The following is a 22930-nucleotide window of genomic DNA, read 5'->3' on the forward strand; positions in this document are numbered from 1 at the left end:
CCCCCTCGAGAGGCCGAGTGGAGGTTCTGCGTAGTGGGCAACCCGGCATGGATGCCGGGTTAGCCGCCCCCGGCCATGGATGGCCGATGGCGGCGTGCCCACGGAGCAGGACCGGAGCGAGGGCATGCCGAGCCTAGGCGAGGCACCGAACGAAAGGGGCAAGAGCCCTTGGTTACTTGGGGCTTTTCCAAGTGACTCGCCGTAAGGGCGAAACCCATATCAGCCATCACCAAAACAATGGATATGCACACAAAAGCCTTACAGCCAATCAGCGGACTTTGAACCGCCCCATAATCGCACTCACGCGGCTATTGGCTTCCAGCAACTGCCGGGTATTGAGCTCACTGGCCTGACCGCTCTTCACCAGTTCATCCACCATGTGGCGGATCTGCACCATGCTGCGGTTGATCTCCTCCGTCACCGCACTTTGCTGTTCGGCGGCGGTGGCGATCTGAGTGCTGAGGCTATTGATGTGGCTGACGGAACCGGCCATTTCGTCCAGCCCGGTGTTGACCCGCGCCGTGGCATCGGCCGCTGACTGGCAGCTGGCCTGGGTGTTTTCCATGGCGCTGACCGACGAACTGACGCCTTGGGTCAGGCGGGTGAGCATCTCGTTGATTTCCGAGGTGCTGGCCTGGGTGCGGGCGGCGAGGGCGCGGACTTCGTCGGCCACCACCGCAAAACCGCGACCTTGCTCGCCGGCACGCGCCGCTTCAATGGCCGCGTTAAGGGCCAGCAGGTTGGTCTGGCCGGCGATGGCGCCGATTACCCCGAGGATTTCGGTGATGCGCTGGGCGTCTTGCTGCATGCTTTCGACTTTATGGGTGGCGCTGGCCACTTCGTCGATCAACGCAATCACACTGCTGGACGCTTCACCCACCACGACCCGCGAACGGTCGGCGTTTTCGTTGGCGCGTTGAGTGAAAGCAGCGGTTTCAGCCGCGTTCTGCGCCACGCTTTCGGCGGTCGAGCTCATTTCGGTTATGGCGGTGACGGTCTGATCGGTTTCCGAAGCGTGGCGCACCAGAATCTGGCTGGTATGCGCAGAGGTGCGTTGCAGGTTGTCGAGGCTGGAGGCCATGGCGCCCGTGGCCTGGGTGACTTCGCCGATCATGTTTTGCAGGTAAGCGATGAACGCGTTGACCGAGTGGCCAATGGCGCCCAGCTCGTCTTCGGCACGAATGGTGATGCGTTTGGTCAGGTCGGCGTCACCGGCGGACAGCGCGTCGATATTGGCCTTCAGGGCTTTCATGCGCTGGATCAGTTGGCGGATCGCATAGATTTGCAGCAGCACCAGCAGGATCACCATCGGGATTTGCAGCAGGCTCAGTGTGCTGAGCACGTCGTCGCGCTGCGCGGTGATCAGCTTGGTCGGCAGGGCGGTGGCGAGGAACCACGGCGTGCCTTCGATAGGGCGCATGAAGAAGGTGCTGGCTTCGCCTTTGTTGTCGAACTCGACGCGCTGCGCCTGATCACGGTTTTGCAGGCCGGCCTTCACCTGGCTGGCGAAAGGTGAGTTGCCGGCCAGTTCGCTGATGTTCTTCAGTACGATCGGTCCGCTGATGCGCGAGCTGTTGCTGATGATCTTGCCGTCGGCCTCGACGATGAGCATTTCGGCACCGAGGTCTTTTTCCTTGCGCGCCACCAGGTCGTTGAAGAAACCCAGGGTCACGTCGATGGTCGACACGCCGTAGGCGGCGCCGTTTTTCTGGATCGCCATGGCGCAGTTGGTGCGCGGCTCGGCGCTGGCATCATCTTTATAGGCCGCTGCCCAGGCGCATTGCCCGCGTGGGGTTTGCATGCCGCCCTTGTACCAGCTCTGGTCGTAATAGTTGGGCGCGGCGTCGCTGTTCCAGAAGGTATTGACCGCCAGTTTGCCCGAGGCATCGCGATGCCAGAACGTGCTGAACTTGTTGCGTCCCGCTTCACGCTGGCCGGGCAGGGGCCAGATGCCGCCACCGAAGACTTTCAGTTCGCCGTACTGATCGACCAGCCCCGGCAGGACCGTGTCGATGGCGGCGCTGTCGAGCAAGGGGATGGTCTGGGTGATACTGCGCTGTTGCGCCTGAACCTTGTTCAGTTCGCCCTGGATTTGTTCGGCGACTTCGGCGATGCGATTGAGCGCGACTTGTTCTTCGGTGTGGCGCAGCTTTGGCGCGACCAGTTGGCTGATGCCAACCACGGTGAGAATGGACAGCAGCAGAATGAACAGGACCAGAAACAGCGTGTAGCGAGCCTGAATAGTGCGGAATGCGGGCATGGGGCCGGGTCCTTTTGAGCAGCGATCTTATTGTGGGTATCGGTATGAAACTGGACGCTTCAAAGGGCTATCGGCTGGCTCAAGTTGAGCTTTAGGTACGATCGTACAAGAACGGAGGGAGGTGACGGACGGCGGGATTGCGCCGGCCCGTTCAGGCAATTGAACGGGCCGGACGCAGGTTAACGGTCGAGCAACTTCAGGATTTCTTCGGGGTAACGCAAGCCGGCGGTGGCATTCGCCGGGAAGATCGCTTCCAGCGCGTGCAACTCTTCGCGGCCAAGTTTGATTTCCAGCGCTGCCACGTTTTCTTCCAGGTATTTACGCTGTTTGGTCCCGGGGATCGGGATCACGTAATCACCCTGGGCCAGCACCCACGCCAACGCGAGTTGACCCGCCGTCACGCCTTTTTCCGCCGCCAGGTCCTGCACTTGCCGCACCAGCAACAGGTTTTTCGCGAAGTTGTCACCCTGAAAACGCGGGCTGAACCGACGATAGTCGTCCGCCGCAAAATCGTCCGGGCTTTTTAGTGCGCCCGTCAGAAAGCCCCGACCCAGCGGGCTGTAAGGGACAAAGGCAATGCCCAGTCGCTGGCACGCGGCCAGGCAGCCGTTGTCTTCCTGATCCCGGCTCCATAACGAATATTCGCTTTGCAGCGCGCTGATCGGATGAACCTGGTGCGCCCGCTCCAGCGTTGCGGCCGAGGCTTCGCTCAAGCCCAGGTAACGCACCTTGCCGGCCTTGACCAGTTCGGCCATGGCGCCGACGGTTTCCTCGATGGCCACTTGCGGGTCGATGCGGTGCTGGTAGTACAAGTCGAGGGTTTCGACGCCGAGCCGCTTGAGGGTGCCGTCGATAGAGGAGCGGATGTATTCCGGGCGTCCGTCGACCCCTCTGGCGGAAGGGTTCGCCGGATCGCGGACGATGCCGAACTTGCTCGCCAGGAACACTTGATCACGCTTGCCGGCGATGGCTTTGCCGATCAGTTCTTCGTTGGTGTGCGGGCCGTACATGTCGGCGGTGTCGAGCAGGTTGATGCCCAGTTCCAGCGCACGATGCAGGGTGGCCGTGGCTTCCCGGGTGTCCGTGCCGGTGGTGTAGAAATCGGTCATGCCCATGCAGCCCAGACCGATCGCGCTGACCTGCGGACCGTTTTTACCCAATTGACGTGTTTGCATGAAATCAGCTCCCTGTGAATGTGGATCCCATTGTTAACCTCGACAGAATCCAGATAAACCAGCTAAAACTGCTATCACTATTAGTAATTTCTAAATAATCAGCCGGTACGACAGCACAATGGATCGATTCAACGCCATGCGCGTATTCACCCGGATCGTCGAGCTGGGAGGCTTTGCCAAAGCGGCAGACAGCCTGCAATTGCCCCGCGCCTCGGTGACCATTCTGATCAAACAGCTGGAGGCGCATCTGGGCGTGCAGTTGCTGCAACGCACCACGCGGCAGATCAGCCTGACGCTCGACGGGGCAGCGTATTACCCGCGTTGCGTGCGTTTGCTGGCGGATCTGGAGGAAACCGAAGCGGTGTTCTCCGCCGCGCGTCACAACCCCAAGGGTTTGTTGCGCGTGGACATGCCGGCGGGGGTGGGGCGCCTGATCGTGATCCCGGCCTTGCCGCAGTTCACGGCCCGCTATCCCTTGATCGAGCTGGAAATCGGTTTGAATGACCGGCCGGTGGACCTGATTCGCGAGGGCGTCGATTGCGTGCTCCGGGGCGGTTCGTCACTGGACGACTCTCTGGTGGCGCGGCCGCTGGTCATGCTGGATCAGGTCACCTGCGCCAGCCCCGGTTATCTGCAACGCCACGGGACGCCGCAGTGCCTGGCCGATCTGGAGGGGCATGAAATGGTGGAGTACGTTTCCAGTCACAGCGGCAAACGTTTCGGACTGGAGTTTGTGGTCGATGGCCAGATACAACCGATCAATCTGTCCAAGCATGTGGCGGTCAACAGCGCCGACGGTTATCTGGCGGCGTGTGAGGCGGGGTATGGTTTGGTCCAGACCCCGTACTATCACGTGGCCAGGCAATTGAAGGAGGGCAATCTGGTCGAGGTGCTGAGGGAGGTGCCGCCACCGGGGATGCCGTTGGCGGCGCTCTATCCTCCTCACCGTCAGCTGTCGCGGCGGGTACGGGTGTTTGTCGACTGGATGGTTGAGCTTTGCGCGCAGCCGGGAAATGGCTTTGTCAAAGAACATTCAGGCCGCTGAAAAATCCTAACGGTGTTGGTAGTAACCCGGTCCGCCACGGCCGTCGTAATGGTGGCCGCCGTGCCATCCGCCGTGGGGGAAAATAATGCAGCCGCTCAGGGAAAGTATGGCCAGCAGGGGAATCAGCAGTGTGATTCGACGGAACATTTCAAAATCCTCATGGTTATCGCCGCTATGAAGCCAAAAGGCTTCATCGGCTGTAACATGAGACCCCGTTTGCAGCGCCCCATCCCCGGAAAACGGTAGTGGCTTGGCATGCATTCGGATACAAACCCGATACATTTTCAGGTTCGCCTTACGTTTTAGCTTTTTGTTTAAGGAAAAGGGCAATGACCCAATCGCAACGTTTGAAATACTCGATTCTGATCTCCCTGGTGGTGCTGGGGATCATGTTTGGCCTTTCGTATTTGCAGAATGCCGGGGTCATCAGCGAAAAACTGTTCCAGTACATCGCTATTGGCGTGGCGGTGATCGTGGTGGTGATCAATGGCGTGATGCGTCGCAAGGTCAAGCCCTGAGCGACGCACCACGGGCAGGTTATTCGCCGTGCAATGCGGCGAACGCCTGCGGGTGCAAGCTGTAGCTTTTGTCCGGGTTCAGGGTGATCACGCCTTCGCTGCACAAGCGTTTCAACACTTCGCGCACACTGAGAAAGGACAGCGGAATATCCAGGTCCAGCAGGTGACTGTGGACGCCGCGCACACCCAGGCTGCGATCGCTTTCGGCGGCGGTCAGCAAGGCGTCGATGACTTTCAGGCGGATCAGGCTGGTGCGCAGGCCGAAGCTCTTGAGCAGTACCCGGATCCGTTCGTTGCTGTGTCGTTCAGTACGCGGATTGAACAGGCCCGAGCCCATGGAAGTGCCCATTGGCGCAGCGCTACCGTCCGTTGGCAGTTGCGAGTTGTACATGCAATATCTCCTTTTCAGAGCCTGAACCGGAAAGATGTGTTGGGTGCTCTTACTCAATAAGACGTACGAGCCACCCAAATCATGAAGGATCAGATGTAGAAATTTTGTTGCCATCACGTCAGAAGCTTGTAAACCCCCGCAGAAACGCCCTCCGGCGGCCTAAATTTTTGTCATGGATTTCGTTCCTGTAGGAGCGAGGCTTGCCCGCGAAGAGGGGGGATCAGTCAACACTTATGTTGGCCAGGACTCCTTCTTCGCGGGCAAGCCTCGCTCCTACAAAAGCTATTTGCGTGCATTTGGATCAGGAGCGAGTGTGATTATTACCAGGCAGTTAACCCGATTGAGCCTTGCCGCCGTGTTGGTGGGCTTGAGTCTTGCGGCACATGCGCGCAGCCAGCCGGATGCTTCGGCGACGGCCGATATCCGCCGGACCAGCTTCGGCGTGCCGCACATTCGTGCCGACAACGAACGTGGCCTCGGCTATGGCATCGGCTACGCGTACGCGCAGGACAATCTGTGCCTGCTGGCCAATGAGATCACCACGGTGAACGGCGAGCGTTCACGTTATTTCGGCCCGGAGCAGTTCACGGTCGAAGAGCGCGAAAATCAGGTCAGCGACGTGTTTTTCAACTGGTTGAATACGCCGCAAGCCGTCGCTGCGTTCTGGCAGGCGCAAACGCCGGAAGTCCGCGACCTCATTGAAGGGTATGTGGCCGGTTACAACCGCTCGCTGGCGGAACGTCGCGCGCAAGGTTTGCCGCAGCAATGCCAGGGCGAATGGGTGCGGGACATCACCGCGCAGGACCTGGTCAAGTTGACGCGGCGCCTGTTGGTCGAAGGCGGCGTCGGGCAGTTTGCCGAAGCGCTGGCCGGTGCCACGCCACCCAAAACGGTCGCGCAGAATACGCAGGCCTCGGCGCAGTTCCAGCTAGCCACTGCGCGCATTCAACGCTTCGCGCTGGATCGCGGCAGCAACGCAGTCGCGGTGGGCAGTGAGCGTTCCTTCAATGGCCGTGGCATGTTGTTGGCCAATCCGCATTTTCCATGGGTCGGCGGGATGCGCTTCTATCAGATGCACCTGACCATCCCCGGTAAACTCGATGTGATGGGCGCCGCGCTGCCCGGTCTGCCGATGATCAACATCGGCTTCAATCAACACCTGGCCTGGACCCACACCGTGGACTCGTCCAAGCATTTCACCCTGTATCGCCTGCAACTCGATCCGAAGGACCCGACCCGCTATTTGCTCGACGGCAAGTCGCTGCCGATGAAGCAGCAGACTGTGACCGTGAAGGTGAAACAGCCTGACGGGCAGACCCGGTCGGTCTCTCGCGTGGTCTACAGCTCGCAATTCGGCCCGATCGTGCAATGGCCGGGAAAACTGGATTGGGATAACCAGTTCGCCTACAGCCTGCGCGATGCCAACCTCGATAACGACCGGGTGTTGCAGCAGTGGTACGCGATGAATCGTGCGGTCAGCCTCAAGGAGTTGCAGGCATCGGTTCACAAGATCCAGGGCATCCCGTGGGTCAACACCCTGGCGGCGGACGATCAGGGGCAGACGCTGTACATGAACCTGTCGGTGGTGCCGAACGTCAGTGTCGACAAACTGGCCGCGTGCAGCGATCCACGGGCCGGGTTGCAGATGATCGTGCTCGACGGTTCCAACAGCGCCTGTGCCTGGGACATCGACCCGGCGGCGGCGCAAAAAGGCATTTATGCCTCGGACACATTACCGCAGCTGTTGCGCAAGGACTTTGTGCAGCACTCCAACGATTCGGCGTGGATGGCCAACCCGGCACAACCGCTCACCGGTTTCTCGCCACTGATCAGCCAGGACAGCCAGCCGTTGGGCCTGCGCTCACGTTTTGCCCTGGATCGCCTGGCCACACTGAACAAGACTGGCCCGATTGCCGCGGCCGATCTGCAACAGATGGTGATGGACGATCAGGTGTACCAGGCGACTCAAGTGATGCCTGATTTGTTGAAATTCTGCGCTGAAGACCTGGGCGCCGACGCGCAGACGCTCACACCGCTGTGTGCCAGTCTGAAAGCCTGGGACCGCAGCGCGAATCTGGACAGCGGCGTGGGATTCGTACATTTCCAGAATGTCATGGAAGCGCTGCAGGAAGCACCCGATGTCTGGCGTGTGGTGTTTGATCCGAAAGACCCGCAACACACGCCTCGCGGCCTGGCGGTCGAGCGGGTGGACGTTGCCAAGGCTGTGCGCGAGGCGATGCTGGCGTCGGTGGAATCGGTCAACGCGTCGGGGCTCAAGACGGACAGCCGCTGGGGCGATATCCAGGTGGTCAGCAGCGGTGGCCAGCAGACGCCGATTCACGGCGGACCGGGCACCCTGGGCGTGTATAACGCGATTCAGAGCGTGCCGAGAACCGACGGCAAACGCGAAGTGGTCAGTGGCACCAGCTATTTGCAAGTGGTGACGTTCGACGACAAGGGACCGCAGGCCAAAGGGCTGTTGGCGTTTTCGTTGTCCAGCGACCCGGCCTCAAAGCACGCCAATGACCAGACGTTGGCCTTCTCGAAGAAACAGTTGAGTGTGTTGCCGTTCACCGAACAGCAGATCACTTCGGACCCGCAATACCAGGCACAGACAATTCGCGAGCAGGATGAAAAAGCCGCGAAGGTGGCCAAACAGTAAATCGAACAGTGTTTGCGTTCAGAAAGAAGGCCGCACCCCGCAAGGGTTGCGGCCTTCAGCTTTTAGGCGGTTGCTGCGGCATGGAGTTGAGGACCGGATTGCCGTCCTTGTTGCGGGTCAGGTAGACCGGCAGCACCTTGGGCAGCGTCGCCACAAGGCTGTTGAGTTCCTTGATGTTGTAGATGCCACCGAGGCGGATTGAGCCGGTGCTGCTGTCGGCTACCATCACCGGGGTGTTCAGGTAGCGATTGATCAATGGCAGGGCTTCGGACAACGCCAGGTTATCGAGCACCAGTTTGCCGTGACGCCAGGCCAGCGAGCTGTCGTTAGCGTAGGTCTGGCTGATTTGCGGCGTGAAGTCGCCGTGTTTGTAGCGCGCCTGCATCGATGGCTCAAGCCGCAGGCCATCACCTGGCAGGTCATTGTTGCTGCTGACCAGAACCGAACCTTCGATCAGGTTGACGCGCACCTGATCCTCGTACATCCAGACATTGAACTGGGTGCCGGTGACCCGGATTCTGCCTTCTGCCGCCCGAACGATAAACGGGTGGTTCGTGTCGTGGCTGACTTTGAAGAAGGCTTCGCCTTTTTCCAGACTGACGCGGCGCTGATCCTTGTAATTGCTGTAGGTCAGCTCGGTGCCAAGGTTCAGTTCGACCTGGGTGCCATCGCTCAATGTGACCTGACGGACCGTATTGCTGGCTTCGAAATGCTGGTACGAGTTGGGAATCCAGCCCAGGCTCCACCCGCTAAAAGCCGCCAGCGGCAACGCCAGGGCGCACACGGCGGCAGCGATGCCGAACGTGCGCCAAGGCGTTGTGGGTTGGAGGCGAGCGACGGGCATGACGGCTTCGGGACGAGGCAAATCTCCCGCGACATCCCAAATCTCCAGCATGGCCTCGTACTCGAACGCATGCAGTGGATCAGCGTCAAGCCACTGTTTGAATGCCTGCCGTTCCTCGGCCGTGCAGTCGGTAGCGTGCAAACGCATGCACCAGTGCGCAGCGGCATCGGTGATGGCGTCATATTGGGCTTGCGAGAGAGGGGTGTCGGTCATTGACTCATCCTGATTTCCTGCATTCTAACCTTGAGGGCAGTCTGCGAGAACAGCCGTCATGGCATTTACCCATCAAACGGCTGTTTATTTTCTGGACTCAAGGTGTATTAACGTGTAACTCGCGGCCGAGATGACTGATTAACCAGGCCACGCTGTCGGCATTTCCAAGTTGTACCGCCAGCCGGGTCAGTGAGTTCCTTTTGAAGGTCTCGCGAGCACCGCTCAGGTTGTCTGCACCGGTCAACGTCAAAAGTTGGGCTTTTACCCGGTCAGTGTTTTCATAAGTCGTACTTCCCGGGTCTTCCCACACGCCGGTGTCGGCATCCTGGGTCATGAACAATTGTGTGTAAGGTGTCTTGATCGACAGTGCGGTGTCCTGAGCATCGGTCAATGCATTCTTGAGATCAGTGGCGGTCGCGCTGGCCGTGCCGATCAGGTCGGTGAAAGGTCTGCCAGGGTCAAGGTAGGAAATGTCCTCGGTATTACAAACAAGGTGTGATAGCTCATGCAGGAGCGTTATCGCCTGGGCATGCGTGTGGATCGGGAAGGCCGTGTCGGTAAGATATTGGCGATAATGCTCGAAACCGGGATCGAAGAATTTTTCTGCCAGATAGATTTTCTTCTCGGTGTCATTTGGGACGGTGAGGCCGAATGTACTGTCGGCGCCATCGTTTACCCGGCCGACGACAAAACGATCGGACTTGGCTTTTCTGAGCGTAGGGTCCAACAACGCGGTAAACATGTCGCCCACGACCTTTTCAAGTTTCTCGACATGCGCCGGCAACACCTCAGCCACTTCAATGAAACGCTTGATGAGTTGATGCACGGGGGTGTCCGTGTCGTTGGTGTTCTTCAGCAACTGCAGGTTTCGAAAGCTGTTCCAGGCATAGCTCGTTGCCTGGTCAAGCGCCTGGTCGATCTGCCGAGCCTTGTGCGGGTAAAAACGTCGTATCTGTCGCATTCCATGGGCGTCGATGTTCATGCCCTCCCAAGCCGCTGCCAGAGTATCCAGCCGACGGAGAAGGCCGAACTGCGGCGTCGGTGTATCCCGGTCGAGCACCCATTGTTTCGATTCGTTTTGCCGTAGATAAGGGCCAAGCGTCTTTGTGTCGGCGATGCGCCAGTGGGTGCCGCGTTTGGTCACCGGAAACACTTTGCCTTCCACCGGCCCGTAAAGTTGCTTGGTCGTCGGGTGCGCGTAGAGCCCGGGTGTTGAGTCAGGCTTGAGCGAACCCAGGTCGACGTGGAGGCTTTCATGACGCTTCAAGCCTGTGCGCTCGGGGGCGGTGACCTTGATGTCCTGCCATTTGCAGCGGGCATCGGTTTTTTCCGGTGTCGGTGCGGCTGGCGTGGAAGTCGGCGGTGCGTGAGTGTCCAGCGATTGGCGCAACGAAGCGAGTTGAGCAATGCCGCTGATGAATTCCCTGATAGCCGCACCCCATTTGTGCGTTTGCAGGTGTTCGGCGGATTTTTTGATGTCAAGGTAGCTGTGGTACACCGTGACAGGGTAGGCGAGCTTGCCCATGAAAAATGAATACGCCTCGTACAGGTCCTCGCCCAGAACGTGCTTGATTGTTGCCCATGCACTCTGCTTTTTGTCATCGGACTGAAAACCGAGCAACCGGCTCAACAACGCGGCATTGTCATTGAACAAGTGCCCGAACAGGTGCCCCTTGATCGGGTTGGACGCCAGCTTGACGTCGGCATCGGTATTGTCCGTTGCCACGGGTGCGGCTCTTGTAGCCCGGTTGCTGCGCGTTGCCATTCGGGTTTCCAGCATTATCCGGTCAGAATTCTCCAGGTTCATGAGCACCCAATCGAACAGTGCGCCGCGGGTCTTCAGTTCTGCCAGCAGCTGGGTTTCGCTTTGGTATTCCTTGATCCCGTGCCGTGGACTGTGAGGGGCGACAAGCACCTGCGGCGCCGTGCTGTCGGCCGATGAGCCGATCAGATAGACGCCCGGCACTTTGACGGTTTGTCCGATCCTGACACCGAGGAACTCCAGGGGCCGGATGATCGCGTGGGCGCCATCGACGGCTGCACGGGCGATGGCGTCTGGCATGTCCATGACCTGGCGGATCAGATCGAACCCGGTTTCGCTCAGGCGCTCCTGCAGTTTTTCCGCGTGGGCGTGGTGCATCAGTTGCCAGGGCAGTTGCGTGTAAAAGCGCTGCCTGCGATCCGCGTTTGCCACGGTGTCTGCAAGGGCCGCGCTGAGTATTTTTTGCTGATGCTCACCCGGTTTCAGGTTGCGTATCAGGTCTTTGATGTAGCGTTCGTCCATGCCCTCCGGAATGACCGTGGTGTCCAGCGACGTCAGTTTGAGCGAGACAGTGTCCAGATCCTTGAGGTGCGCCAGCGCAAAATCGGTCAGGGTCTGTTTGCTGGACGCAGACCAGGGGCTGGCGCTGATCTCGACCTGGACCTTGTCCGGATTGATGTTGAACGTGTCGGCCTTGAGTTGTTTTTCCAGTTCATGGTGGGTGGTTTGCTTCAATGATCGGATGCCGGTGAGGTAATCCTCGTCATCTTTGACGTTGTTCAGGTATTGCTGAAGCAGTTCGCCATGCAGGATCAGCTCTTTGATCGGCGCCTTGGCCAGCCAGGCCGGCAGTTTTTGCTGGGTGATCAGGGACTGGGCGATGTCGGTCGCACGACTTAGCCCGGTCATCGGCTCACGCAGGGCCACCAGATTCAGCAGACTGGCCCGCGGCGCGGGGGAGCGCGGGGTGGTCAGCGCGCGGGTAATGGAGCTCTGGTCCAGATCAACAAAGGGCCTTTGCACACTGTCGAGAAAATGCCCATGGACCTGTTGCAGTGGCGCCAGTGTGTAGGCCCTGTCTGGCAATCGCTCGCTACGGCCAAGGTTTTCCAGAAGCATGGAACGATGATTCTTGTCTTTAAGGCGTCGTTCGAGCTCTTCCTTTAGCGGCGTCAGTGCCTTGAAGGCTTCAAAGCCCAGTGCCGGCGTCCACAGAATGGCCTTGCCCGAGTGCAGCGGATCCAGGCCGCCGCGTTCAGTCAGGACAAAACAGCTGGCCAGTTTCAGTGGGGTTGCCGCGGTGCCGGCCTTCAACGCCAGGGAAAAGACCTCCGGTAAAAAGCCGTTCAATGCCGCTCGGTCCGCGCTTGTAGGCGTATCGAGAACGGTTTTGATGATCGCCTGTTCCGCCGCACCCAGGGTGCGCGAGACGGCGCGAAGCTTCAATTCACTGCGCAGTGCCGTTGACAGTGTGTGGGTAAAACTCGATTTCAAACCTGCCAATGATGAACTGACGAGGCTTTGCGCCGCGGCGAACGTGCGGGTTGTTGTGGGAATGACCGGGTGGTTTTCAAGGACTTGATCAAGCGCCTGTTCGACCGAGCTCAGCAGCGACAGCTCCTGTTTGGCCGACTCGGCGCGCACGGTGGCCGGCCGCGCATTCACGCCATGGTCCGGTCGAGTGCTCCAGCGTCCCACGGCTTCAGGCAGCAGCAAGCGGGGATCGATCAATGCCCGGACGTCCAGGGCATTGTCGAGCAAGGCGTGAGGGTCCAGCGTGCCTTCGCTTTCACGGTAACGGCTCAAGGCATGGCTGAGGTTTTGCCGTTGTTTATCAATGATGTCAGTCATCACGCTTGCAAACACCGGGCCGACGATGGGTTCACCGACGATAACCCGATCGTTCAGTACCAGTCCAAGAAACGTGCAGCGTTCGTTCAATGACATGAACTTGAGCAGCGTGTCTTCATGCTCTGCGCTGTTGAGCATTTGCAGGGCGATTTTTTTCACTGCTGGCAGGTTGCTTGTGGCCTCGATGCCGCGGGACGGGCTGTACAGGAAACCCAGCGTGTTCGCGCCGCCGATCATCAAGGTCGAGGCAAGCTCTGCGAATTGTTTGAAGGGGGCGGTGAACCGCACTTTTTCGATGCGAAGGGGATCGACCGTGGCCGGGGGGAGGCTCACATTCATCAGTCGCAGGTATTGCTCTGTCGTCAAAGTGCCCTGCTGGTGCTGGTTTAACAGCCTCGCGTGAAAAGTGTCTTGCAGGCCCACGGTGAAAAAAGCCCGACGCGACAAGCCATTGCTCATGAGCGAGTCCCAGAACGTCTCGAGCAGGCTATGCAGGTGAGGTGTAAAACCTTGCGCGATTTTTTTTACCGCGCTTTCCCAGGTCTGGTTATCGGCATTGCTGCTGGTGACGTGCTCGGGATGGGTAAACACCCTGGAGGCGCCCGTCGGCCACTGATTCGTCAGGTAAAAATGCAGGAGGGCCTCGCTCAGTGACATCGTTGCAATCCCATTGGGCGTTCCACGTTGATCAAACGCAGAACCCGTACTGACAAAGCTGTTCAGCCGCGTCAGACGCTGGTCCAGCTTGGGAAATGGCTTGGACAACGCGTGCTTGAGGAGGTCGTCCAGCATTGATTGCAAGGTGGGCATCTTGACCAACTCGTCCGCCATCGCCTTGAGGTTTTGTTCCTGCTGCTGCTTGAGCGTGAGTTCCTGATCTTCGAATACCGCGCCTTCGATTTCGCGAGTGGAGATATCGAGTGCAGCGGCGGCGGCCAAGGGCAGGCGTTGTTCGATGGAGTGGAAGCGCAGCAGTTCACTTTTTTCAGTGGCCTGTGCCAGCCATTCTTTGAGTTTGTTTTTGAGGTCGGCCATGCCCGCGAATTTGATCAAGCCTTTGCACGGTGTGAAGAGCGTGACCGCGCCATTATCGGGTCGGCTCATGGCAAAGGCGCCGGCCAAAGGAATGCCGGCCTTGCCGGGCAAAGACAGCAGCAACTGGAAGGCCTGCATCGGTTTTTCATGGGTTTTGCGGGCTGCCTGGGTCGGCTTGTAAACCGTGTTCAACCAGTTCAGATCGTCCAGGGTAAAGCCCAGCGCGGTTTCCCGTTCGCCGAGTAACCCGGCAGTGGATGCAGCCAAGGCTTCGTCAAAAAAATACGGCAGTGCAGGTGTCGTCATGATGTTTCCTCGATGGACTGCGGCGGTGTTCAGCGCAGTTCGTTGGGTCGAGGGGCAACAATAGGGGGCGGGAAAAGGCGGGGTGCGGTACATATTGCTTGCGCGAGAGACTTGACAGGAAGCCGGTAAAAAAGCGCTTAATCGACCTGTCGCCCGCCTCTAAAAATAACACTGGAGCTTCAGATGACCGCTTCGCCTGAAATGGCAGTCAGTTCGGCCAACTCAACCCTGGATTTTGATTCTCTGGTCCTTTTGCTCGAACGCATTTTCGTTCGTCACGGCACCTCCGCCGAAGTCGCCAGGGCACTGGCCCTCAACTGCGCAGGTGCCGAACGCGATGGCGCCCACAGTCATGGCGTGTTCCGCATTCCCGGTTATGTGTCGACGCTGAAAAGCGGCTGGGTCAATGGCCAGGCCGTGCCGGTGGTTGAAGACGTGGCGTCGGGTTTTGTCCGGGTCGACGCCGGCAATGGCTTCGCCCAACCGGCGCTCGCCGCCGCACGCGCCTTGCTGGTAGAGAAGGCCCGCAGCGCCGGGATCGCGGTGTTGGCGATTCGCAATTCCCATCACTTCGCGGCGTTGTGGCCGGACGTCGAGCCGTTCGCCTATGAAGGGCTGGTGGCGTTGAGCGTGGTCAACAGCATGACCTGCGTGGTGCCGCACGGTGCCGATCGCCCGCTGTTCGGTACCAACCCGATTGCCTTCGCCGCCCCGCGCGCGGACGGCGATCCAATTGTCTTCGACCTGGCCACCAGCGCCATCGCCCATGGCGATGTGCAGATCGCCGCACGCAAGGGTGAGCGCTTGCCCGCGGGCATGGGCGTGGACGGCCTCGGTCAGCCGACCCAGGACCCGAAAGCGATTCTGGAGGGTGGGGCGTTGCTGCCGTTTGGCGGGCACAAAGGTTCGGCGTTGTCGATGATGGTGGAGCTGTTGGCGGCGGCGTTGACCGGCGGCAATTTCTCCTTCGAATTCGACTGGAAAAACCACCCTGGCGCCAAAACGCCATGGACCGGCCAACTGTTGATCGTGATCGATCCGAGCAAGGCCGCCGGGCAGAGTTTTGCCGAGCGCAGCCAGGAACTGGTGCGGCAGATGCACGGTGTGGGGCTCAAACGGTTGCCGGGTGATCGCCGCCACCATCAGCGCGCCAAGTCCAACGCTGATGGTATTCAGCTGGATGCGGATACGCTGGCGAATCTGCGCGAACTAGCCGGTCTCTAAAGCAGGAACAGAGTTGGCCGAACTCTAACGTCGAAACACGGACTGTGTAGGAGCCGGCTTGCTGGCGATGGCGTCCTTGAGATCGCTATCGTCGGAACGCCGCCCGCAGCAAGCCGGCTCCCACATTAAATTGCGTTTAGCCAACGTCCGCGTGACAAAGGCGCGGCCGGTTAGCGTCGGCCCAGCAACAACCCGACAACCAAACCGAAACCAGCGGAAATCGCCACGGTTTGCCACGGATGACCGCCGATATAGATTTCTGTCGCTTCGACCGCAGGCAGGGTCCGGTCACGAACGCGGGTTACCGAGTCCCGCGCCTGCTGGAGCTTTTGGGCGATTTGCCCACGGAGCGTGTCCGCTTCCTCACCGACCAGTGAGGCACTGCTTTTCAGCAATTTTTCCGACTCTTCGATCAGCGCCTGAAGCTCGCTGAACGCTTGATCCTTGATTTGGTCTTCGGCGGCTTGTGCGGCGGTTTTCCGAGCCATTGGGATACTCCTTGCAGGTGAGTGGGCAGTGAACAATGGAGTCTGCGGCGATTGAAAAAGTTGCAGCGATTTTACCTGCGCAGGCCCTACTGTAGAAAAATCCTGCGCAGGACATTTCTTCCTACAGTGTAAGATGTCGCCTATTTACGCAGCAGGTAACTCCCCATGAGCTTCAATCTGGCCGACAAACCCCTTGCCGAGCGCGCAGCGCTTGAAGACGAGAAATCCCGTCTGTTCGAACTCTGGCAGAACAACCTGGGCAAAGCCAAAGGCGAGGCCGCACGCTTGTTCGGCGAACGCGCCAAGCGCAAAGGCAAATGGGCCGAGTGGGTCCGTTCCGAACTCGACGGCATGTCGCCTCCGGAATTCGCCAACATGGTGCGCAGTGAAGTCAATCGGTTGATGGCGGCCAAATAAGGCCGGCTTCACGCAAAAATCGCGACAATTGCCTCACGCACTTTCAACACCACCGGATCGAGCTGCGTGCTGGTACGCCAGCCCAGTTCGATCGGGTAACGCGGCAATGCCAACGGGCAGGGCAGCAACGTCAACGCGCTGAGTGCGGCGATGCTTCGGGCGGCATGTGCCGGGATGGTCGCCACCGCCTGACTGCCCTTGAGCAGATGCGGCAACGCCGCGAAATGCGTGGTCGAAGCGCATACCCGCCGGCTCAGGCCCAACGCGGCCAACCCTTCGTCGGTGATCCCGATAAAACCACCCGATGACACCAGAATATGCTCACGGGTGACGAACTCCTCAAGGTCGATGGTTTGCTGTCCCGCGGCCAGACTCTTCGGGTCAACCAGACACAGATAATCGCCTTCCCCCAATACCTGACGACTCAGCAACCGTTCGGCAAACCCGCCGGCCGTGATCGCCAGGTCGATGCTGCGCTCCATCAACGCGTGGGCGACGATCTGGCTGTGGGTCTGGCGGAAGATCAGCCGTAACTTCGGCGCGCAACGGTCGATCTCTTCGATCAAGCGGCGGCCGTAGGCAATTTCGAAATCATCCGACATGCCCACCGTGACCGAACGGCCTTCGTAGTGATGGGCGGCTGGATCGACCATCGCCAGGCTTTGTCGGCATTTGTTCAGCGCGTCGCTGACCACCGGTTTCAACTGATTGGCCTTGAGCGTCGGCGCAAGACCTCGGCCGGTGCGCACAAACAACTGATCGCCATACACCTCGCGCAGTCGGCGCAACGCCGCGCTGACCGCCGACTGCGTGACGCCCAGACGCAACGCTGCACGGCTGGCGCTGGACTCCTCATGCAAGGCTTCGAAGACTTTGAGCAGGTTGAGATCGACGGTGGCGATATTCATGGTGTTCATATCATTCAGCAGCGAACGGGGCTTTATTCATGATCCGGTAGCGCCTGAGAATGAGCAACACCTGATATGAACGGAGTGACCGCGATGCCCAAGTCAATCGTTGCTGCACTGCAAATCGGCGCACTGCCCGGCGGCAAGGCCGAGACCCTGGAGCAAATTCTCTCGTACGAAAACGCCATCCTTGAAGCCGGCGCGGCGCTGGTGGTCATGCCCGAAGCGTTGCTCGGTGGTTATCCGAAAGGCGAGGGGTTCGGCACGCAACTGGGTTATCGACTGCCGGAAGGTCGAGAAGCATTTGCCCGGTATTTCGCCAACGCCATCGACGTCCCGGGCGTAGAAACCGAAGCGCTGGCCGGGTTGTCGGCGCGCACCGGGGCCAATCTGGTGATTGGCGTCATTGAGCGCGCTGGCAGCACCTTGTATTGCACCGCGTTGTATTTCGATCCGCAGGCCGGACTGGTCGCCAAACACCGAAAACTGATGCCCACGGGCACCGAACGGCTGATCTGGGGCAAGGGCGATGGCTCGACGTTACCGGTGATCGACAGCCAGGTCGGGCGGATCGGCGCGGTGGTGTGCTGGGAAAACATGATGCCGCTGCTGCGCACCGCCATGTACGCCAAAGGTGTGGAGGTGTGGTGCGCACCCACGGTGGACGAGCGGGAGATGTGGCAGGTGAGCATGCGCCATATCGCCCATGAAGGGCGCTGCTTTGTGGTCAGTGCCTGTCAGGTTCAGGACTCGCCGCAAGCCCTGGGCGTGGAGATCGCCAACTGGCCGGCGGACCGGCCGTTGATTGCCGGCGGCAGCGTAATCGTTGGCCCAATGGGCGACATTCTGGCCGGGCCGCTGCGCGGTGAGCGCGGCCTGCTCACCGCCGAAATCGACACCGACGACCTGATCCGCGCGCGTTACGACTACGACGTCGTCGGCCACTACGCGCGCCCGGATGTGTTTGAGTTGACCGTGGATGAACGGGCCAAACCGGGCGTCAGATTCCTCTGACACCCCCCTGTAGGAGCCGGCTTGCTGGCGATGGCGGCCTTGAGACTTGCGTTGATTATTAGGCCGCTTTCGCCAGCAAGCCGGCTCCTACAGAACGGCGGGTTAACCTTTGGCCGGGACATCCGGGTTTTCCATGACCTGGAGGATCGAGGCTTCCGGATCGAAATCGTCTTCTTCCAGCTCGATGAATTCCTCAGGCAGGAAGATGTTCAGCACGATAGCGCACAACGCGCCGACGGTAATCGGCGATTCAAAGATGTTATGCAGCGCCTTGGGCAACTCGCGCAACACCTCCGGCACGGCCGCCACACCCAGGCCCATGCCGAGGGAAATCGCCACGATCAGCATGTTGCGCCGATGCAGGCCGGCTTCGGCGAGGATCTTGATCCCGGCCACTGCAACGGTGCCGAACATCACCAGTTCAGCGCCGCCGAGTACCGGTTTCGGCATCAGTTGCAGCACCGCGCCGATCATCGGGAACAGCCCCAGCACCACCAGCAGGCCGGCAATGAAAAACGCCACGTAGCGGCTGGCCACGCCGGTCAGTTGAATCACGCCGTTGTTCTGCGCGAAGGTCACCATCGGCATGCTGTTGAACACTGCCGCCATGGCCGAATTGAGGCCGTCGGCGAGCAGGCCGGATTTGATCCGGCGAATGTAGATCGGGCCTTTGACCGGCTGCCGGGAAATCATCGAGTTGGCCGTCAGGTCACCGGCCGCCTCCAGCGGCGACACGAGGAAAATCACCGCCACCGGCACGAACGCCACCCAGTCGAAGTTGAAACCGTACTTGAACGGCACCGGCACGCTCATCAGCGGTACGTCGGGCATGCTGGCGAAATCCACGTGGCCCATGAGCCATGCCACGAGATAACCGAGGGTCAGGCCGATCACGATGGCGCCCAGGCGCAGGAACGGCACATCAACACGGTTCAGCACCACGATGGTGCCCAGCACCAACGCAGCCAACGCCAGATGACTGGCGGCGCCGAGATCCGTCGCACCGAAGCCGCCGGCGATATCGGTCATGGCGACTTTGATCAGCGACAACCCCATCAGCGTGATGATCGTCCCGGTTACCACCGGCGTGATCAGCATCCGCAATTTGCCGATGAACTGGCTCAACACCACTTCGATGAACGCGGCGAAAAAGCACACGCCAAAGATTGTCGAAAGGATCTCATCAGTGCCGCCGCCGCGGGCCTTGACCATGAAACCGGCGCTGAGGATCACACTGATGAACGAGAAACTGGTGCCTTGCAGACACAGCAAACCGGAACCGATCGGGCCGAACTTGCGCGCCTGGACGAAGGTGCCCAGCCCCGAGACAAACAGCGCCATGCTGATCAGATAGGGGATTTCGCTTTGCAGGCCGAGGGCGCTGCCCATGATCAGGGTCGGGGTGATGATGCCGACGAAACTGGCGAGTACGTGTTGCAGGGCGGCGAAGACGGTGGCGGTCAAATGAGGGCGGTCGTCGAGGCCGTAGATCAGGTCGTTGTGGCGCGGGGCAGGGGCTTTTTCAGAGGCGGTCATGGTGGTTTGCGTGCCGAAAGGCGGGCCGGGTCAGAAAATGGAGGCGCAGGATGCCAGAAAATTCATCGACTTACACAAAACCCTTGTGGGAGCGGGCTTGCTCGCGAAAGCGGTGTGTCAGTCAATATCTCTGCTGAATGACACACCGCTTTCGCGAGCAAGCCCGCTCCCACAGGGGATTTTCGGTGTATTAGGTGAACGCTGCCAGCAAATCCTCTTCAAAGGCTTTCTGCGCATCCCCCGGCACCTGCGCACGGTGGCGGGCGAGGTGGAATGCCACGTCGAAACTCATGTCGCTGCGGCGCACGGCCCTGAGCAATCCTTTGTCTTCCCAACTGCGGGCAAAGTGGCTGGGCAGGTAACCGACATGCTTGCCGGACAGAATGAAGGCGAGTGTGCCTTCGACCTGTTCCGAGCGCGCTGAGCACCGTTTGCCCTGAAAGGGTTCGTCGCTGCGCAAAAAACGGTAAGGGTGATCCACCCGGTCGCACGCCTGCAACGCTTGATCGTCCGGCGCCTCGTCGGTGAACAGCGGATGGCCGGCGGCGCAATACAAGTGCTGGGTTTCCGTGAACAGTTCGCGGTAGTCAAACGCGCTCTGCACCTGTGAGAAATAGCCGATCGCCAGGTCCAGCCGTTGTTGCAGCAGCAAGCGCTCCATCTCGCCAGGCATGGCGCTGATCAATTCGATACGCACCGACTCATCGCGTTCGCGAAAGCGCCGGATCGCCTCGGCCACCCGTTGCAGCACGGATTGATCCACGGCTTCGGACAGCCCCAGGCGCACCTCGCCGATCAGCCGGCCGGCCACGCCATTGGATTGATGACGGAACGCTTCAATGGATTCGAACAGTCCGCGTGTCGCGGTCAACAGTTGTTCGCCTTTGGGGGTGATCCTGAATCCGCCCTTGCCGCGACTGCACAGCCGATAGCCGAGCCGGGTTTCAAGCCTGGCCATTTGCTGGCTGATGCTCGACTGGCTCAGGCCCAGTTCACCCTGGGCTGCGCTGAAACCGCCGCATTCCACCACGCTGACGAACAGGCGCAGCAATTGCAGATCCACATCGTGAAGCTGGCCGAGCATCAAACATTACTCCGCAATAAAGTCAGGGTAACTGACTTGGTATTTTTCCAATGTATCCGACGACGCATGCTGGGGCCACTTCCTCTGGTCAGGTGTTCGTCATGGCTCCTCTATTCAAGCTGTGTTTACCCGCGCTGTTCCTTGCCGCCTCCGTGTCGGCCCATGCCGAGGAGAAGGTCGTCAATCTTTACAGTTGGGCCGATTACGTGGCCCCGGAAACCTTGCAGCGCTTCGAGCAGGAAACCGGCATTCACGTGCGCTACGACACGTTCGATTCCTCGGAAGTCCTAGAAACCAAGTTGCTCACCGGCGGCAGCGGCTATGACGTGGTGGTGCCGTCGTCCAGCGTGCTGGCGCGGGGGTTGGCAGCCGGTGCGTTGAAGGCGATTCCCCACGAAGGCCTCAAGGGCTACGCCAACCTCGATCCGGATTTGCTGGAAAAACTCGCCGCGGTCGATCCCGGCAACCGCTACGGCGTGCCGTACACCTGGGGCACGCTCGGACTCGGGATGAATGTGGAGGCGGTGAAAAAGCGCTTGCCGGATGTGCCGCTCAACAGCCTCGGCTTGCTGTTCAAACCCGAATACGCCAGCAAGCTGAAAGATTGCGGCGTGGCGATCATCGATTCGCCGCAGGAAGTGATCGGCCTGGCGCTGCACTACCTCGGTAAAGATCCCTACAGCACCGACAAGTCCGATCTGTCAGCCGCCGAGGCGTTGTTGCGTCAGTTGCAGCCGAATGTGCTGTACGTCGCCAGTGGCCGGCAAATCAACGACCTGGCCAACGGCAGCGTCTGCCTGGCCTTGACCTACAACGGTGATGCGAGCATGGCCGCCGATCAGGCGCGCAAGGCCAACAAACCGTATGAAGTGGCGTACCGGATTCCCAAGGAAGGCACGCTGGTCTGGCAGGACAACCTGGCCATCCCCAAGGACGCACCGCACCCCGAAGCCGCCCGCGCCTTTATCGAGTTCATGTTGCGTCCCGAATCCGTGGCGGCGCTGACCAACACGCTGTTCTTTGCCACCGCCAACCAGGCCGCCACACCGCTGGTGGATGAGGCGGTACGCAGCGATCCCGACATTTACCCACTGGCCGATGTGCGCGAGCGGTTGTACGCCGACCGCAGCATGAGCCTCAAGGACATGCGTCAGCGCACCCGTTTGTGGACCACTTTCCGTAGCCGCCAATAAATAAACAAGAAGGAGCACCTGATGGACGTCCCAGTGCAAAACGATCAGGCCATGACCCGCGACAGTCTCTACGGGACTGCCGCCGAAAGTACCTACGCCGGTATCACCAGTTTCATGCGTCGCCGGTACAGCCGCGACTTGCGCGGTGTCGACGTGGTCGTCAGCGGCGTGCCGTTCGATACCGCCACCAGCAACCGTCCCGGCGCGCGTTTCGGACCGCGCGGCATTCGTGCGGCGTCCACCGGGATCGCCTGGGAGCGGCATTGGCCATGGACGTTCGACCCGTTCGATCATCTGGCGGTGATCGACTACGGTGATTGCGACTTCGATTACGGCTCGCCGCATTCGGTGCCGGAAAGCATTGAGGCCCACGCCGAGCACATTCTGAATGCCGGTTGCGCCATGTTGACGTTCGGCGGCGATCACTTCATCAGTTACCCGCTGCTCAAGGCGCATGCCCGTAAACATGGGGCGCTGTCGTTGATTCACTTCGACGCGCACAGCGACACCTGGCCGGATGAAGAGGGCAAGCGCGTCGATCACGGCACGATGTTCTGGCACGCGGCCAAGGAAGGTCTGGTGGACCCGTCGCGCTCGGTGCAGATCGGTTTGCGCACCACCAATGACGATCATCAGGGTTTTCAGGTGCTGGATGCGCGGCAGGTGCACCGGCGTGGGGTGGATGCGATTGTCGAGGCGATTCGCGCACGGGTCGGCGACAACCCGGTGTACCTGACGTTCGACATTGATTGCCTCGACCCGGCGTTTGCACCCGGCACCGGCACACCGGTGTGTGGCGGTTTGAGCACGGTGCAGGCGCTGGAAATCCTCGGCGGCTTGCGCGGGATCAATCTGGTGGGGATGGACGTGGTGGAAGTGGCGCCGGCCTACGACAGCGCGGACATTACCTCACTGGCGGCGGCGACGTTGGCGATGGAGATGCTGTGTTTGTATGCGGCGAAGCATAAGGTCGATCGGTAGCACGGATTTGCGGTGTTCGTGAT

General features: G+C 60.0%; 18 protein-coding genes. 8 read left to right on the top strand and 10 right to left on the bottom strand.

The features are described 5' to 3' along the window. Positions 1-268: 268 nt before the first annotated feature. Together ACM6IO_RS23510 and ACM6IO_RS23515 are read right to left on the bottom strand one after the other, a co-directional pair. Entirely contained in the window at positions 269-2260 is a 1992-nt protein-coding gene (locus ACM6IO_RS23510; RefSeq protein ID WP_192416251.1) for a methyl-accepting chemotaxis protein, read from the bottom strand. A gap of 179 nt (positions 2261-2439) precedes the next feature. Next, positions 2440-3435 carry an aldo/keto reductase gene (locus tag ACM6IO_RS23515; RefSeq protein WP_223557200.1) on the bottom strand — a complete coding sequence of 332 codons (996 nt, stop codon included), beginning with the start codon at positions 3433-3435 and terminating at the stop codon, positions 2440-2442. A 118-nt stretch (positions 3436-3553) separates the two neighbouring features. Here ACM6IO_RS23515 and ACM6IO_RS23520 point away from each other — a divergent pair, with 118 nt between their 5' ends. After that, positions 3554-4480 (top strand): LysR family transcriptional regulator, encoded by a 927-nt coding sequence (locus ACM6IO_RS23520; protein ID WP_008043687.1) that lies wholly within the window; start codon positions 3554-3556, stop codon positions 4478-4480. Between the two features lie 6 nt (positions 4481-4486). Here the strand turns inward: ACM6IO_RS23520 and ACM6IO_RS23525 are convergent, their stop codons facing one another. Further along, positions 4487-4627 carry a hypothetical protein gene (locus tag ACM6IO_RS23525; RefSeq protein WP_008024803.1) on the bottom strand — a complete coding sequence of 47 codons (141 nt, stop codon included), beginning with the start codon at positions 4625-4627 and terminating at the stop codon, positions 4487-4489. A gap of 182 nt (positions 4628-4809) precedes the next feature. Between ACM6IO_RS23525 and ACM6IO_RS23530 the strand changes: the two genes are divergently transcribed. After that, a complete protein-coding gene (locus tag ACM6IO_RS23530) occupies positions 4810-4998 on the top strand; it encodes a hypothetical protein (RefSeq protein ID WP_008024801.1) in 189 nt (62 codons plus the stop codon). Positions 4999-5017: 19 nt separating this feature from the next. On the opposite strand, the gene ACM6IO_RS23535 is transcribed toward ACM6IO_RS23530, so the two are convergent. Continuing rightward, a complete protein-coding gene (locus ACM6IO_RS23535) occupies positions 5018-5389 on the bottom strand; it encodes a hypothetical protein (RefSeq protein ID WP_008043684.1) in 372 nt (123 codons plus the stop codon). 313 nt (positions 5390-5702) lie between these two features. On the opposite strand from ACM6IO_RS23535, the gene ACM6IO_RS23540 reads away from it, so the two are divergent. After that, a complete protein-coding gene (locus tag ACM6IO_RS23540; protein WP_414912323.1) occupies positions 5703-8051 on the top strand; it encodes an acylase in 2349 nt (782 codons plus the stop codon). Positions 8052-8106: 55 nt separating this feature from the next. On the opposite strand, the gene ACM6IO_RS23545 is transcribed toward ACM6IO_RS23540, so the two are convergent. Next, a complete protein-coding gene (locus tag ACM6IO_RS23545; RefSeq protein WP_414912324.1) occupies positions 8107-9108 on the bottom strand; it encodes a FecR family protein in 1002 nt (333 codons plus the stop codon). 97 nt (positions 9109-9205) lie between these two features. Then, positions 9206-14062, bottom strand: a complete 4857-nt coding sequence (locus ACM6IO_RS23550) for a dermonecrotic toxin domain-containing protein (RefSeq protein ID WP_414912325.1) — start codon at positions 14060-14062, stop codon at positions 9206-9208. Positions 14063-14245: 183 nt separating this feature from the next. Between ACM6IO_RS23550 and ACM6IO_RS23555 the strand changes: the two genes are divergently transcribed. Beyond that, positions 14246-15286 carry an Ldh family oxidoreductase gene (locus ACM6IO_RS23555; protein WP_207284390.1) on the top strand — a complete coding sequence of 347 codons (1041 nt, stop codon included), beginning with the start codon at positions 14246-14248 and terminating at the stop codon, positions 15284-15286. Between the two features lie 170 nt (positions 15287-15456). Here ACM6IO_RS23555 and ACM6IO_RS23560 read toward each other — a convergent pair whose 3' ends face one another. Continuing rightward, positions 15457-15774, bottom strand: a complete 318-nt coding sequence (locus ACM6IO_RS23560) for a DUF883 family protein (protein WP_192227086.1) — start codon at positions 15772-15774, stop codon at positions 15457-15459. Between the two features lie 165 nt (positions 15775-15939). Between ACM6IO_RS23560 and ACM6IO_RS23565 the strand changes: the two genes are divergently transcribed. Beyond that, the gene (locus tag ACM6IO_RS23565; RefSeq protein ID WP_007937833.1) at positions 15940-16191 is read left to right on the top strand and encodes a hypothetical protein; all 252 of its coding nucleotides are present in this window, start codon (positions 15940-15942) and stop codon (positions 16189-16191) included. An 8-nt stretch (positions 16192-16199) separates the two neighbouring features. Here ACM6IO_RS23565 and ACM6IO_RS23570 read toward each other — a convergent pair whose 3' ends face one another. After that, positions 16200-17108: a LysR family transcriptional regulator gene (locus ACM6IO_RS23570; RefSeq protein ID WP_414912326.1), complete on the bottom strand. Its 909-nt coding sequence runs from the start codon at positions 17106-17108 to the stop codon at positions 16200-16202. A gap of 84 nt (positions 17109-17192) precedes the next feature. On the opposite strand from ACM6IO_RS23570, the gene ACM6IO_RS23575 reads away from it, so the two are divergent. Then, complete coding sequence (locus ACM6IO_RS23575) at positions 17193-18113, top strand: carbon-nitrogen hydrolase family protein (RefSeq protein WP_008029947.1); 921 nt, start codon at positions 17193-17195, stop codon at positions 18111-18113. 102 nt (positions 18114-18215) lie between these two features. On the opposite strand, the gene ACM6IO_RS23580 is transcribed toward ACM6IO_RS23575, so the two are convergent. Beyond that, a complete protein-coding gene (locus tag ACM6IO_RS23580) occupies positions 18216-19649 on the bottom strand; it encodes a nucleobase:cation symporter-2 family protein (RefSeq protein WP_223437003.1) in 1434 nt (477 codons plus the stop codon). A 190-nt stretch (positions 19650-19839) separates the two neighbouring features. After that, complete coding sequence (locus ACM6IO_RS23585; protein ID WP_192416265.1) at positions 19840-20733, bottom strand: LysR family transcriptional regulator; 894 nt, start codon at positions 20731-20733, stop codon at positions 19840-19842. A gap of 101 nt (positions 20734-20834) precedes the next feature. Here ACM6IO_RS23585 and ACM6IO_RS23590 point away from each other — a divergent pair, with 101 nt between their 5' ends. Both ACM6IO_RS23590 and speB read left to right on the top strand, forming a co-directional pair. Next, positions 20835-21926 (top strand): polyamine ABC transporter substrate-binding protein, encoded by a 1092-nt coding sequence (locus tag ACM6IO_RS23590; protein WP_414912327.1) that lies wholly within the window; start codon positions 20835-20837, stop codon positions 21924-21926. A 21-nt stretch (positions 21927-21947) separates the two neighbouring features. Next, the gene (speB, locus tag ACM6IO_RS23595) at positions 21948-22907 is read left to right on the top strand and encodes an agmatinase (protein ID WP_414912328.1); all 960 of its coding nucleotides are present in this window, start codon (positions 21948-21950) and stop codon (positions 22905-22907) included. The last annotated feature ends 23 nt before the right edge of the window (positions 22908-22930 follow it).

The organism is Pseudomonas sp. IT-P44, from assembly GCF_949768225.1.
GTDB lineage: Bacteria > Pseudomonadota > Gammaproteobacteria > Pseudomonadales > Pseudomonadaceae > Aquipseudomonas > Aquipseudomonas migulae.

Coding starts and splice junctions, on each gene's coding strand:
- ACM6IO_RS23580 (WP_223437003.1), bottom strand. CDS start 19,649: ATGACCGCCTCTGAAAAAGCCCCTGCCCCGCGCCACAACGACCTGATC.
- ACM6IO_RS23515 (WP_223557200.1), bottom strand. CDS start 3,435: ATGCAAACACGTCAATTGGGTAAAAACGGTCCGCAGGTCAGCGCGATC.
- ACM6IO_RS23575 (WP_008029947.1), top strand. CDS start 17,193: ATGCCCAAGTCAATCGTTGCTGCACTGCAAATCGGCGCACTGCCCGGC.
- ACM6IO_RS23510 (WP_192416251.1), bottom strand. CDS start 2,260: ATGCCCGCATTCCGCACTATTCAGGCTCGCTACACGCTGTTTCTGGTC.
- ACM6IO_RS23550 (WP_414912325.1), bottom strand. CDS start 14,062: ATGACGACACCTGCACTGCCGTATTTTTTTGACGAAGCCTTGGCTGCA.
- ACM6IO_RS23520 (WP_008043687.1), top strand. CDS start 3,554: ATGGATCGATTCAACGCCATGCGCGTATTCACCCGGATCGTCGAGCTG.
- ACM6IO_RS23545 (WP_414912324.1), bottom strand. CDS start 9,108: ATGACCGACACCCCTCTCTCGCAAGCCCAATATGACGCCATCACCGAT.
- ACM6IO_RS23555 (WP_207284390.1), top strand. CDS start 14,246: ATGACCGCTTCGCCTGAAATGGCAGTCAGTTCGGCCAACTCAACCCTG.
- ACM6IO_RS23525 (WP_008024803.1), bottom strand. CDS start 4,627: ATGTTCCGTCGAATCACACTGCTGATTCCCCTGCTGGCCATACTTTCC.
- ACM6IO_RS23570 (WP_414912326.1), bottom strand. CDS start 17,108: ATGAACACCATGAATATCGCCACCGTCGATCTCAACCTGCTCAAAGTC.
- ACM6IO_RS23585 (WP_192416265.1), bottom strand. CDS start 20,733: ATGCTCGGCCAGCTTCACGATGTGGATCTGCAATTGCTGCGCCTGTTC.
- speB (WP_414912328.1), top strand. CDS start 21,948: ATGGACGTCCCAGTGCAAAACGATCAGGCCATGACCCGCGACAGTCTC.
- ACM6IO_RS23590 (WP_414912327.1), top strand. CDS start 20,835: ATGGCTCCTCTATTCAAGCTGTGTTTACCCGCGCTGTTCCTTGCCGCC.
- ACM6IO_RS23530 (WP_008024801.1), top strand. CDS start 4,810: ATGACCCAATCGCAACGTTTGAAATACTCGATTCTGATCTCCCTGGTG.
- ACM6IO_RS23535 (WP_008043684.1), bottom strand. CDS start 5,389: ATGTACAACTCGCAACTGCCAACGGACGGTAGCGCTGCGCCAATGGGC.
- ACM6IO_RS23560 (WP_192227086.1), bottom strand. CDS start 15,774: ATGGCTCGGAAAACCGCCGCACAAGCCGCCGAAGACCAAATCAAGGAT.
- ACM6IO_RS23565 (WP_007937833.1), top strand. CDS start 15,940: ATGAGCTTCAATCTGGCCGACAAACCCCTTGCCGAGCGCGCAGCGCTT.